At 61.2% G+C, this 14,104-nt stretch carries 7 protein-coding genes; 1 reads left to right on the top strand and 6 read right to left on the bottom strand.

Annotated features, from left to right (window positions below; translation table 11 throughout):
- Positions 1 to 24 precede the first annotated feature (24 nt).
- Positions 25 to 1,494, top strand: a complete 1,470-nt coding sequence (locus tag ACIBCN_RS17245) for an APC family permease (protein ID WP_396992509.1) — start codon at positions 25 to 27, stop codon at positions 1,492 to 1,494.
- Positions 1,495 to 2,118: 624 nt separating this feature from the next.
- On the opposite strand, the gene ACIBCN_RS17240 is transcribed toward ACIBCN_RS17245, so the two are convergent.
- The 6 genes from ACIBCN_RS17240 to ACIBCN_RS17215 all read right to left on the bottom strand — a co-directional run bounded on the left by ACIBCN_RS17240 (position 2,119) and on the right by ACIBCN_RS17215 (position 13,342).
- The gene (locus ACIBCN_RS17240) at positions 2,119 to 2,391 is read right to left on the bottom strand and encodes a hypothetical protein (RefSeq protein ID WP_396992508.1); all 273 of its coding nucleotides are present in this window, start codon (positions 2,389 to 2,391) and stop codon (positions 2,119 to 2,121) included.
- A gap of 1,189 nt (positions 2,392 to 3,580) precedes the next feature.
- Positions 3,581 to 3,904 (bottom strand): hypothetical protein, encoded by a 324-nt coding sequence (locus tag ACIBCN_RS17235; protein ID WP_396992507.1) that lies wholly within the window; start codon positions 3,902 to 3,904, stop codon positions 3,581 to 3,583.
- A gap of 421 nt (positions 3,905 to 4,325) precedes the next feature.
- On the bottom strand, positions 4,326 to 5,132 hold the full coding sequence (locus ACIBCN_RS17230) for a lytic transglycosylase domain-containing protein (RefSeq protein ID WP_396992506.1): 807 nt from the start codon (positions 5,130 to 5,132) through the stop codon (positions 4,326 to 4,328).
- 46 nt (positions 5,133 to 5,178) lie between these two features.
- Entirely contained in the window at positions 5,179 to 6,249 is a 1,071-nt protein-coding gene (locus ACIBCN_RS17225; protein ID WP_396992505.1) for a hypothetical protein, read from the bottom strand.
- Positions 6,250 to 6,552: 303 nt separating this feature from the next.
- Positions 6,553 to 6,879, bottom strand: a complete 327-nt coding sequence (locus tag ACIBCN_RS17220; RefSeq protein ID WP_396992504.1) for a hypothetical protein — start codon at positions 6,877 to 6,879, stop codon at positions 6,553 to 6,555.
- A 13-nt stretch (positions 6,880 to 6,892) separates the two neighbouring features.
- Complete coding sequence (locus ACIBCN_RS17215) at positions 6,893 to 13,342, bottom strand: PA14 domain-containing protein (RefSeq protein WP_396992503.1); 6,450 nt, start codon at positions 13,340 to 13,342, stop codon at positions 6,893 to 6,895.
- Positions 13,343 to 14,104 lie beyond the last annotated feature (762 nt).

The raw sequence follows: 14,104 nt of genomic DNA, 5'->3' as shown, positions 1-14,104 counted from the left end.
TGATCGTAGACGAAGGGGGTAGCTATGGCACCCGCTGATTCCACCGGAAAACCGGGCCTGGCGCGCGGCGCTATCGGCCTGCGCGAGGTGCTGTTCCAGTCCGTCACCTCCATGGCGCCGGCGGGCGCGGTCGCGCTGTCGATCGCGGTCGGCGCTACCTATGCCGGTGGTGCGCTGCCGCTCGCGGTGCTGCTGGCGTTGGTAGCGTGCCTGCTGGTCGCGAGTTCGATCGGGCAGCTCGCCAAGCACCTGCCCTCGGCGGGCAGCATCTACACCTATCCTGCTGAGGCACTGCACCCGGTGATCGGTTTTCTGGTCGGCTGGGGGTACGCGCTCGTCGAGGCGCTGATCGGCCCGACGACAACGATTCTCGTCGGTTATCTGGCCGGCTCGGTGCTGCACAGCGAATTCGGCTGGCCGTTCACCACCACCTGGATCGTGGTCATGATCGCGGCGGCCGTGCTGATCGCCTTGCTGAACTATCGCGGCGTACGGGTCAGCGCGCAGGTGGGCACGGCCTTGGGCATGTTCGAGATCCTCGTCTTTCTCGCGCTGGCAGGCTGGCTCGTGGTCAAGGCCGGAACGGGAAACACCGCAGCCGTTTTCACTCTGCATTTCGCGACAATCGAGGGCTACCACGGGTTCTCCGGTGTCGCCGCGGCGTCGATCTACACCATTCTCGCCTTCATCGGCTTCGAGGCCTCGGTACCGCTGGCCGAGGAAGCCCGCAACCCCCGCCGCACTATTCCCATCGCCGTAGTGGCGTCCTGCGCTGCCATCGGCGTGTTGTATGTCTTCACCACCTACGCGGGCGACGTGTTCTTCGGGCCGAACCGATATGTGACCTTCGGGGAGCTCGGCGACGGAAGCCCGTGGATAACGCTCGCGCGCGACGTGTGGGGTCTCGGCTGGGTGGTGGTGCTGTTCGCCATCCTGAATTCGACGTTCGCCAACGGGAACGCGGGCACGCTGGCCACCACCCGGACCTGGTACGCCATGTCCCGGATCGGCCTGCTGCCCGCCGCGCTGTCTCGCACACATCCGCGGTGGAACTCGCCGCACATCGGCGTGATCGCCCAACTGCTGGTGACACTCGCCATCGGCCTGCCGGTCGGCCTGCACTTCGGTCCGGCCACGGCCTTCGTATTCCTCGCCACGATGCTCGCAGGCGTCATGATCGCCGTCTACATCGTGTTCAACCTGTCGTGCACGATGTTCTACCTACGACGACGACGTGCCGAATTCAATTGGCTACTGCACCTGGTGTTTCCGGTCCTCGGCATCGCAGCGTTCGTCCCGGCCTGGCTCACCTCGATGGGGATCGGCGCCACGACACTGAAATTCGTCACCCCACTCACCTACCCGTCGAGTCAAGTCGGCCTGGTCATCGGAATCTGGTATCTGATCGGGCTCGCCGTACTCGCCTACCTGTACCTGCGACACCCGGCCAGGCTCTCGGAGATGAGGCGAGTGTTCGTCGACGAGCCGCATTGACCGCAACTCGACCATCGGCCTCACAGTCCTCCGGTTGACCTCGAAACGCCGCCGACAGACCAATGGCATGCAGGACGAACTCGTCGACGGTCCACACGGGCACGTACTACACGTGATGGACCATCCGACGTGATGCAACCGGCGCTGACCGCAGCGGTACTTGATATCAACCAAACCGCCCGTCGCTCGCGGCAGATTTCGATCGGAGTCTAAATTCTATGACTCGCCACGGTATTTAAAGACGCTTTCAGCCATTTCTTCCAGCCGCTCCGGCCCTATCACCGACTCCACGATTCTCCCAAACGGCCTCGCATCTTCGCCAGTCTCTGAAATACCTCTCTATCGACAATGCACTCCACCAGAATCTGCAGACCAGCGCCGAACGCGATACGCGAGAGGATTCGATCGAGCGATACCACAAACTCTTCCAGGTTACAGAAGATCTCGACCGCTTCAGTAAGCGACAGTGACACGTCGGAATTATCTGGACTCATCGCTCCACCTCGATGTTCGATACAGCTTGATCCATTTCTCTTACCTACTCAGTGATGTTCATATGAGTTTATGGCGTGAAGTAACAGCAAATCCCACGCCATTCGAGGCCCCCGCCTTTCAGCAGCTAGATCATTGCGCCGACGAAGACTCCCCGGGATAGGCGTAGACGCCTTCGGCAATTTCCTCCAGCTGTTCAGCTCCAATTACCGGCTCAACTAGTTCGATCAAGCGGCGTCGCGCCTTCGCCAACCTCTGGAAGACTTCTCTGTCAACAATGTAATCCACCAGAATCTGCGGATCGGCGCCGCCGAATGCGATACGAGAGCGAATTCGATCGAGCGATTTCACAAATTCTTCCATATCGCAGAAGAGTTCGATCGCGTCAGCAAGAGGAAGGGACACGTTACGGTTATCTTGAATTATCGCACCACCTTAACGTTAGACATAAAAACCAACACACCAACACGTCACCCTAACGTGGAAAAGGGCGTGCCGGCCGAACGGATGCGGGAGCGAGTAGCGGGAGACACACGGCCCTCGAGGTTCAGATAGCCGTCCAGAACAAGGGCGCTGCCGACGAACTCTCTGAGTGCTTGGGCCAACGGGTCGCGTGGTCGCTTGCGCGACGAGATCACGACAGAATCAGGGCCGCTCCCGCAGGAGACCCGTGCCGAGTTCGACCGGTTCAGGGCCGCACTCAGCTGAGGGCCACAAAGCAACTGGTCACAGGAACGAGCTGATGGTTACGCTGGGTCGAGCCGGCGTCAAGCGCGCGAATCGCCTGCGCACGCAGGTTCTCATTCGCGCTGAAGTCAAGTTCTTGCGCGTATTCACTCGATGGGCCGCAGCAATCGGTTTCGACCCGGTACCGTTCTACGAGCTGCTTTGTGTGACGCGGGTATCGCACAAGTTCAGCCCGACCGGCCTCGTCCGAGGAACCTCTTACGTATGTCGCTACCAACGCGATCATCAGCACTATTAAACTATTGTCCACGCTGCCGCACTCCGGAAGCCCCACAGCACCAGCAACGGCTGCGGCAACGTTCCGCGATGACAAACCCTGCTCACGTCCACATCCCGATATCGGGCCCCAGCAAAAGGGGCTAATGAAGTTCAACGACATACCGGATTGTCGCGAGCACTTAACGCCCGCAACCATTTTCGCGGCCGCCCCGAGCATTTCCGTCGCACAACGCGCCCGATTGTGCAGCCTCCGTCGAGCCTCCTGGCCCCGAGGCTGCGCAAGGACTACGACTCCACACAAGGTGACGAAAACCTGCTCATGGCAGGGCTTCTCACCGCATTCTCTCGGCCGGAGAATCCTTCAACCCGGCTCGGCGCGCCCTGCGGCCGAGCATCACCTCACCAAACCCGGCCCATCCGGGTAACCGGCGACCGAACGCCATGTCACACATCGACGTAGCGCACGGCCGCCTCCCCATTCACACATCTGCCGCTCGTCCATAGCCGGGCCGGCCATACATCAACGAGTCGACAACCCCAGCACCTGATCCTTGACGCAATCGCCGTCCCGAATAGCCTCTGCGAGAAGCGACCTCGGCGACGGCTGATCGCATCGGAACGCGCATTACTACGGGCAGCCGTTGGTGGTCGGGTTGGTGACGCACAGGGCAGAGCTGCCAGTGCCCGCACTCCCGGTGCCCGCGCTGCCCGTCGACAGCGGGGTGCCGGCAACGTTGCCGTTGCCGACCTTGACGCCACCGCTGACCGAGGAACCGGAGTCACTGCTACCGGTGGCCAGCGAATCGAGCAGGCCACCCAGCGCACCCGCCGACCCGGTGCTCGCGATGGGCGCGGCGGGAGCCGCCTCCTCGGCCGAAGCCGTACCCGCTGCCGCCAGCATCAGACCCGATGCCACGACCATCGCGGCACCGACCGCATGAAACTTCTTCATAGAATTTCTCCTCATCAGGAATTTGTATCGCTACCCATCTGGTCCCCACCGAAAGGGTCGCGGCCGAGTCAACAAAAGCTGCGGCGACGAATTTTTAACATATCTCCGCGAGACTGACAAATCGAAGAACAACCCTGTGTAAACCTTCTGCGATCTGCAAAAACTAATCGACGAACCTGTCCATGAACGATAGGCACGTCGAATCACCCGTACCCTAATTCAGGTACGGGTTGATTTCGACATATATATGCGCCACTGTAATCTTTACAGCCCTGGGCAACGCAAAGATGAACCTTTGCCGTATAGATAAAGTGGGCGGTCACGAGTGCGATACGACGTTCGCGTCCACGGTGACATGCCCAAGGTGTTGGCGCACTGAACTACCAGGGTGGATCTGCGTACTCGCTTGTGTGAGATGGCTTTAAGCGGTGTAGCTGGTGGCGGTGGCGTGTATTTGCCTCACGTAGGTGTCGGAGTGGTTATAGGCGAAGATGGCGTTTCGCCAACCACGCGCGCTGGCCAGGTCACCACCGGAGGCGCACAGGTAGCGTCCCGCTGCCAGAGCTGCGTCGTCGATATTGTCCGGGCTGCCGACCTGTTCGTCGGACGCCGCCGATTTAGCTTTCTGCAACGTGCTGGCCAAAGTTTTGTAGTCGGTGTCGGCGCGTACGCCCCAGCGTTTCCAGGTGTCGGGGATGAACTGGAACGGACCCGCCGCCGTCGCATAAACGGTGTGACCAGTGCGCGCCGAGACGTCGGGATCGATGATGCGAGCGTTGCCGTTGGTGCCATCAAGCGCGACACCACGGATCGGAGGTTTCACTACACCGTCGGTCGCGATCTTCGCGCCGCGATGGCGACCGTGGTCGCTTTCCACGCGGGCGATGCCAGCCAGAGTGGTCCACCCGAGATGGCAGCCGGGTTGGGTTTTGGCCAGCACGACCGTCGCGTACCCGTAGGCCTGCAACGCACGCACCGGAATCCCGTACTTGCCGCCTCGGCGCCGCGCCCAATCCTCCAACGGCCCGGCGGGCCGACCAGCCGCGACCAGCTGGATCACCGGCACCGGCTCACCCGCACCAGGCGGTGCGACACCGACCTCACGATCGGGTCCGCGACCGCATCCCACCACGGCGGTAGTCACGGCGACTACCGACACCAGCAACACAAGAAGTGGCCCGATCCCCCGCCGCCCGCCTGCGCCCGGTGTGTATCTGCTGTTCGTCATCTATCGAAACTCGCTACCGTCTTCGCCGCCGATCCTTGTTCGTCACCTATTTGCACGGCTGGGCCGTGGTCGTCGTGGTGGTCGGCTTCTTCGACGTCGGTGCCGGGGTAGTCGCGCGCGTTGGGGTTGTCGTGGCCTGTGCCCGGGTGGACGTTGTCAGTGACGGTGTCGTCGTTTTCGTCTTCGACGGTGTCGTTGTCGTCGGGCACCCGGTCGGCTTCGACGCCGACGGCTTTGGTTGTTGAGGTGTTGTCGTCGCCGGGACAATCACGGTGACAGTGGACGGTTGCGGTGGCGTTGTACCGGCCGGGACAACCACCGTGACCGTCGACGGACCACCAGGAACCGCCGTAGACGGCTGACGCGAGGCCTGCACCGAAATGCTGCCATCGATCGAGAACCCGGGGCCGGGGCCCGCGGTCGGGGTCTCTGTAATCGTGGACGGCGCAACGGTTTCGGTCGTCACGCTGGTTTCCGTCGACACTGGGTCTCCGCTGACGTTCTCGATCGGGGCCGAGTCGGTCACCGCCACCGTGGCGGGCGTGATCGACTGATCAATGCCCTCGGGTTCCACACTCGGGATATCACCCGGCGGGGGCACATCACTCGGTGTCTCGGAAACGGTCGTCGGAAAGCTCGTCTCGAGCGGTGTCGTCGTATTCGCCAGACCGCCTTGCAGCAGTTGAGTGATGTCATCGAAGCTTTGAGTCCCCGACGACGTATCCGAGGACGAGGCGGTATCAGTCACCTCATCAGTCTTTTTCGGGCCGGTTCCAGTCGCGATCACCACGGTGATCACCGCGATGATCGCGACGGCCGCTGCCGCGGCGTAGGGCAAATGCCGACGAACATCGCCTGTGGTGACGTAGTCGGTAACCCGCCGCCATCGCCGCACCAGCGGCGACACCACCTCCTCGTCAAGACCCTCGTCCTCATCAGAGTCATCCGCATCCGCCACTTCGTCGGCCAAATCGTCCGGCCCGTCGGCTGTATTCGTCTCGTCCGGACCGTGCTCGCCGTCGAAGGCATCAACAGGAATAACGATGACTTTTGTCGCGTCGGGGTCGTTGTTGTCGGGTTCGTTGTTGTCGGGTTCGTTGTTGTCGGGTGCTCGCACGACGGTGCTGCTTTCTCCTCGGAGACGAGCCGACCGACAGACCAATGGCATGCAGAACGAACTCGTCGACGGCCCAGACGGGCACGTACTACAAGTGATGGACTATTCGATGTGATGCGAACCGCGCTGCCCGCAGCGGTCCGCGAATCGCGGGCGGCTATGCCCGTCAGACACAGCACAGCCGCCCTTCCAAGGTCACTCGCACGGCCAACGTGGCTGTGCGATCGCCTGACCTCCAACCTAATTCGATCAGCGCGCCAGCGTCGCAAACGGTATTCACGGGCGAGGCGCGCAAACGGGGGGTTAGCCCGTCCCCTCCGCCCCGACCCAAGCAACAAGACGATTGATGATTCTTTCCAGCTCAGATACATCTTGTGGAGAAAAATGCGTGTACGACGGGTCCTCGTCGCCATCGGCGTCCACGAGAATCAGTTCTACATCGTTAGATCGCCACAACGAAACCTTGCCGCCACGGGAACCGTGATCTATATGTATCCAGAAAACTGGATCATTTCCCGCACTGTCGGCATTTTCACCCCATCCACATTCCGCTCCCGCAGCCTGCAACTGCCCGAGCTCTTCGTCAATCCACATCCGTAAATTCGATATCAGCTGCGAGTTCATCACCATTGCCGCATCCTTACTATTTCGACTCCACCACGACGATGTTCGTCGCGGGTACGCCGCTGTGTATATTGAATTTCTCCGGATATTTCGCCTGCCAGGCCTCGGGAGAGATAATCTGCGCCCACCCTGGATTGCCTCCCGGATTAAGACTCTCCCGAGGTACATTGAATTCCACGTACAAACTACCGGACGGTGCCTGACTTCTGAAACCCTCTGGGTTCGCAGGGTAAAGTACGTACGTTGTCCCCCCGGCCCCGACCTGAACCTGGCTCGTCCCGAGCATCTTCTGATACTCATCAGCACTCATCCAACGCCCAACTCGGACGCTGTCGTCATCCTTGGTGTTAGTCCCCGGGTTCGATGAAGGCGCAGGGTTGATCGGCGCCGGTTGCGTGTCGGGTTTATCCGTCTTCGCCGGATCGTCCTTCATCAACTCTTCGGTCAGGACCCCGGCGATAATCACCTCAGCCAACGGAATGAGCAGAGGTAGGAGCACGGGAAGTTTACCGGTGAGGTCTAGATTGTTGATGGGATCGGCATTGACGTAGTCGTAGTCGTTAGCGGATCCACCGGCGATCGGATCGGTTTGAAGGAATCGTCCCAAAATCGGAAGGTAGGTGCGGGCACCCATCTCGAGGGCTTGCTGGCTGGCGACGTGCTCAACTGGGACGACGTGCTGTCCGAGCCACCCGAAGTCCATCCCACCCTCAGCAGTGGCCGGGATCGGAATGTCACCGATGACACCGGTCACGGAGTCGATATTCTGCCCATACGGGTCATACAAATGCAGTGCGCCGGTACGGGCACCCGAACCGTCTGCAGTGAACAAAATGCTGCCGTGCACATTCGGATACGACCAGTTGGCCGATGTACCTGCGGTGTAGTTCTTGGTCAGCAGGACCCCGCCGGGCAGCTTCACCACACGCTGCCGAAGTGCGCCCTTGTTGTCGAGGACGAATTCGGTACCGCCATCACTATCTGTGAACCCGTATTTGGTTACCTGTTCGGGGTTGGCGCCGTCTTTGGTGCTGCGGGCGGTGATGCGGTCGGTGACATCACGAGTGTAGGTAACAGATTTACCGGCAGCGGTGGTAGTGCTGATGTGGCGGCGCGTCGAGTCGTAAGTCAGGGTATCGCTACCGACTTTGGTTGCGTTGCCGTAGTTGTCATAGGTGAATGAAAGGTCAGTGGCGCCGCGGGTCGACAGCAATCTGTCGGCGTGGTCGTAGCAGTAGTTCGTCACGGTTGCCGGTGCACCGTTGTGACGGTCGGTGAAACTGGTCCGGTTGGTATTCAGCCCCGCCTTGGGGTTCGTGCCGCATCCGCCGTCTGCGGCGAATCCGTACGTCATTTGATGGAACGGTACGTCCGCCGCAGCCAATCGACCGACACCGTCGTAGGTGTAGCTGTAGTTGAACGCAGCACCGCTGTTAGCGGTGTCGGTGACAGCTTCGTCGATAATCCGCTGATCTCGTGAACGAGTCACGGCACTGGTCACCGTCGAACCACCCGCAGCCCAGGCTAGGTCAGTGGTGCTACCGGTGTCGTTGCGCCCGATCGTTAGCCCGGTGTTGTTGCCGTAGGCAACGGTCCGTACTTCACCGGCCTGGTAGGTCGGTGTCGCGACCACCGCACCGTCCAATTCCAGGCTCGTAAGTCGTGAGGCGTCGTCCCATCGATAGTTCAGCGTCGATGAGGTGCCCTTGACTGTGCTGGTCTGGCTGGTTTTTCGACCGGCGGTGTCGTAGGCGGACGTAGTGACCGTGCCGGATGCATCGGTGTAGGACACGACTTGGCGGAGGAGGTCGATGGCAGTCTGGGTCGATCCGCTGGCGTCAGTGACCTTCGTTTTGCGAGGATCGCCGCTGACTGCGTAGTCATAGGAGATAGTCCGTGACGGCTGGCCGTCCATCGCAGGGAAGGACTTGCTGAGGGGCCGGTTACGAGCGTCATAGCTCTCACACGACCACGGTTTGCCGTCGGTTCTCATAGCGACGACCAGGCCAGCTGCGTTGTAGACGGTCTCGAGCGCGTTGACCACACCGTCGGAAGTCTTCGCCGAACGTACGGTCTTGACCCGGCCACCTTGGTACACCGCCGCAGAGTCCGAAACACAAGGATTCGCACGGGTTTCGGTGTCACCGTAGTACTCCGAGGTACCACGAGTGTCGGCGCTGGCCAGGTCACCGGCGGGCCTGGACGCTGCTACCTGGCGCATGAACCCGTCGCCAGGCTTCTCGAATCGGTGCCGACTTGCCAGGCCAACGCCACTGGGGTCGGCGATGTGCGCGGTCCGCAGCCCGAAAACGGGATCGATTCCGTTCGCAGGGTCGGAGTACTCACTCGCAGTGTTGAGCCCCGCCGCACGTTCTGTCCCGCTACCGGTGGTGTTCTCACTAGCCTTGCTGGTTTCCAACCCATAGCGAGGAGCGAGGGCGCTACCCGGCACGGTCACTGCGGTGCGGGTGCCCGGAGGCGTCCACGTGAAGTTCAGCGCGCCCGAGGTGCCGCTGCGGTTGTAGTAGTCCACCCGTACGCGGTGCCAACTGCCCGCGACCGCGTTGGGAACCTTCGCTGATACCGAAGTCGCGGCCTTGTCAGTCCACGAATCCACGACCAGCGCATTGTCGACCCACAGCCGGACCCCGTCGACCGCGGTGAATCCCAGTTGGTATTCACCGGTCGCCGGGAACTGGATCTCGCCCGTGAACCGGCCTGACCAGCCTGCGGTATTGGCTACTGGTGGAGTAGCACCCCAGTTCCGTGACAGCGTGCCGTCGGGTGTACCGACACCGGTACGCCATTCCTTCGGGACACCGACCAGATGCGGATTGTCGTAGATTGCGGTTTCGAGGCCTTGCAACCCCTCGTCGTAGGTCTGACGGGTGTGCGGCATGGCATCCGCGCATTCCGGCTTCGGGAGGTCCCCATCGAAGCACGCCTGCGGCGCCGGGCCGTATGCGTCGGTCGGCCGATCTGCGTGATCATAGATCGCGGTGCTACGACGGCCGGTCGAGTCAATGAGAGCTGTGGGCTTGTCCTTGTCGTTCCATTCGCTGCGCGTAGTGTCGCCGACAGCATCGGTCGACGAGGTTAGCCGGCCGCCATCGTCCCAGGTTACGGTGCGAACATTCAATGTATTGAGCCCGCCAATACCCATAAACGCTTTTTTATTCGCGATATCGTATCGATACCCATGCATTGGCCGCACGCCCCTGTCGCGCCCGTTCGGCGTGGGTAGATCGACCCTGATCACTCGTGAATGAGGTGGCCGACCTGTCGAAACATCGTCGGAGAAGGCGTCGTATTCGATGGTTGTGCGTTCGTAGCCGGGGTCGGTCAATCCCGCGGCGCGCAGGTCAACAGCCAGGCCGTCGCGGATCTCGTTGAGCAAGCTGACGGCGTTCATCGCCTTCAGCTTTTTCTCGGTGTCATTGCCTGCCTGGTCGTAGTCGAGCTTCGCACCTGCCAGGTTCAGATAGCTGTAATCCCGAATTTCCGCGCCGGGGTTCTCGATACGGCCGAGTGCACCCACGATGTACCAGAGCCGGGTTTCGGTACCATCCCAGTATTTGATCCGACACAGCTTCTGCGGCGGCGCTGAGTGCGTGCCGGGCGGGAAAGAGGCTCCGCCATAGCAGTTGTTGGTGTTATCGGTGTTGTAGTGCAGGGTATGCGCGCGACCCGACACCGGGTCCTTGATCTGGGTCAACCGCGCCGGAGCCCCAGAATACAGGTATTGCAGGGAGGCAGGTTTCTTGCTGTCGGCCACCGATGACACTGCCGCCAGGGTGCCGTCGACGTTGAAGACTGAAGCCACACCGTTTCTCGTGACCGAGATTCGGCCACCGGCATCGACGGCTAGAACACCGTCTTCATCCTTCGGCGGTGCGTAACCACCAGCTGAGACCTTGGTCCACGTGGCTGTGCCGCCTGCCGCGTCGGTGAGAACGACCGACCCGTCGAGCATCTCGGCACGAACATACTTGCTGCCCATCAATCCCAGCGTCCAGCCATTCGGCAGGGGCGAGGGGTCTTGTGCGAACAACCAATCCGTGGTCACGATCCGCGGGGCCAGGTTGTGGGTGCGCTGGTTGCTGGCGCCGGTCGTGCTCTTGGCCCACAACACCATCTTCGGTTTCTCGGTCGAGCGGTGATACAGCTCGACCTTGATCGGCACGCGCTGGCCAGCGGTCAGCGATACATCGGTGTTCTTCTTGGCGACCGCATTGGAGAAATCATCGCCGACCGAGGCAGCGTTCGGATTGTCGTAGACGGGCTTGTTGTCGATCCAGATCTTCGCACCGTCGGCGTGCGAACCCGCGAAGCTGAAATCACCTGTCACCGCTGGCATAAAGTGACCCTCCCAGCGGATGACGAACCACTGCTTGTCCAGCGCAGCAGGCATCGGATCTTCCTTGAAGGGCGAATTCTCCGAAACGTTGGACCAGATGTTGCCCCAGTCCAGATTCACTTGCGCTTCGCTGCGCACCATCACTGGCGTCGCGTCCGCGGTCCCGTTGTGATCGGTGTCGTTGAAGTACGAAGCCCGTACACCATGGGAGTCCCCGCCCGCTCGCGAGTTGTACGCGAACGTTATCCCCGCCGACCCACCGAGCGTCTCGAACTTCGGTCCGGCGGCGTCGGTATGGAGGTTGCCGTTGAAGAAGTTGACCGTGGCAGGACCCACCTGATCGTTCGGCGTCGGGCCTGGTTTTCCGATGCGCAAGTCAAACTTGAACTGGCCCACCCAGTTCGCCGGAGTCGGCGTTGTTCCGCCCGACGCTACGGTCGCAACGGTCCAGCTATAGCGACCGCCGTCGTGCAGTACATGTTCTGGCACCCGCCACTTCGGGTCCTTCAGACAACCCGAGTCGACCACGCTGCCCGAACGACCGTCGAAACCAGTAGAAATCTTGAAGCAGTACTTCGTACCCGACGGGCCAGCACTGACCTCCAGCAGTGGTTGATCACTCGCGATCACCGCCTCGTTTACCGGGCGAATCAGGTTCACCTGTGGACCCGGAGTGGGGTTTGTCGGATCAGTCGGGTTCGTCGGACCAGTGGGGTTGGTGCCGCCGTCGCCGTAGTCGATGATCAATGCGGCTTGCAGCTGCTTGAAGGAGTAGGTGTCGGTTTCGGTGCCGCCCAGCATGAACCAGGTGTTCTTGGCGGTGGCTTTCGCACGATCACCGACGAAGGTGGTCAGCGCGGGTGCGGTCAGCGATCCCGATTCACCGACGCTGGCCGCGGCGAGCTTGGCCCCGAGCGCGTCGTAGTCAAGAGGGGTTTTGGCTTGGTACAGAGTCACCTGGGACGCGGTCGTCATTTCTACCGGCGCTAGCGCCGAGGCTAGCTTCAAGTCCAGGCGCGCACCGGTCACGGACTTACCCGCCAGCGGCGCGAGGTCGTAGCGAATCGCCGAGCGCCACAACACGTTCTGGCCCGCCCAGTCCCGCGCGTTGCCGGTCCGGATGCCACAGTCCGCGGTACACGGGGCCGCGCCTTGCTGGTAGGCAATCGTCTCGGCTTGCTGACCGAATCCGAAGGTGTAGGTCGGGTCGACCGTCACCGGGAACTTGCGGGCGGAGTCTTTCAACCACTTCTTGTCCACCGTCACCGTGAGCTGCCACGCTTCACCATCACGGGCCAGGCTGTAGTCACCGCCGGCACGCGCCGAGGGCTTTTTATCCTTATTGCCCGCGGAGTCCCAGACCTCGATCGGCGGCAGCGCGCCGACCACCTTGCCAGCCTTATCGCTGATCTTGACGGTTTTGCCGTCGACCTTCGGCGTCAGTGCACCGGTGTTCAACTTGAACACCCAACGTCCCTCGCCCACCGCAGAAGCGGCTTTCAGGATGATCGACTCTTTGATTGCGTCTGCGGACACGTCGTAGGTGACGTCGGTGTTCGGCAGCGCGTTTTCGTATTTCGCGGTCGAACCGGTGACCTTCCGGCCTACCTTGCCCGCACCCTTCAACTCGAGGGTGACCAGCGCGCCGTTCTGACTGACCCGGAACAGATTCGGGTCGTTGGCGAACTCCGCCAGATCGACGCCGACACCGGTGCGTGCCGCGGTGACCCGCTTGGAGTCTTTCTGCTCTATCAGCCGGGTGTCGATCGGATCCCAACCACCACGGTTGTTGCGCACACTGACCGGCACCTGCGACAACACCATCGTCTTGGTGCCGTTGGCATTGGTGAACTCGACCGAATCCTCGGTACGCGCCGACTCTTTCGATGTCTTGGGATCGAAACCACTCTTCGGAGCAGCAGCTGCAGCGCCACCACCGGCGAGCAATGGTGTGAAGTCCGCTTCCGGCGCGGACTGCTCAACGGTCGGGGAAGGCTTCGATTCAGCCTTCGACATGATCAGCGGAAGATCCCGCGGATTCTTCGTTTTCGGCCCCGCAGCGGCCTCCGGGGAAACAACAACCTGTACCAACGTCGCGATCAACGCGGCCACCAACACCGCCGACCACGACACCACTCTCAACCGATACCAACTAGCAGGGAACCAACGCACCAACGCGTCGCCCTGACGGCGAAATCTCATCACACTCCACAACACCTGAGCCCATCCCCTTGATGGGCCATCCCCAAATCGGGCGAAAGCGTAGCAACGCGACAAAACATTTCAAGGTGGAATCAGTTGTGCACGATCTATGCGAGTTGTGAGATGGATCACTCGAATCCCTTTGATGCATGACCCGAGCAAACATTCATCGGTTTATTCTTCAACTTTGTTCCAGGGCAAGGGATCTGAGTAATTGACACAACGGAGCCCGCTGCGCCGCTCCCCCGAACTGACCAGCCGCTCAAACGGACTCAACTCCCCAACCAGTTCATGACCCGCAATACAGCAAGGCGTTCCGTCGAGTTCCGATAAACGGCAGACCATCTCGTGGATGCAAGCCGATTCCACGAAAGCACCCACTCGCGACTTGAGCCTTAAGCGCCTTCGGCACAACACTTTTCGATACCGTCAGCTATGCAGTCCTGGCACCCTAAACTTCGGGCCGTCAGTAAAACTATTGGCTCCGAACAACATTGGCGCATTATCCTTCCATTCGGAAGAGCTTCACGCATAAGAGACGGCGCCGATGATCGGACTGCGACCCTGTCGCGACCCAGATGCGGCCCACAGGAGGCCGAACCGGCCCGCCCAGCCATCCAGAAGTGCCTACACCACAGATCCGAACACTCGACCAAATCGGCTGCACCGCTT

It is taken from the genome of Nocardia sp. NPDC051052 (assembly GCF_044456045.1).
Lineage (GTDB): Bacteria > Actinomycetota > Actinomycetes > Mycobacteriales > Mycobacteriaceae > Nocardia.
Note: the sequence above shows the minus strand (reverse complement) of the source record. Positions and strands in the feature narration are given on the sequence as shown.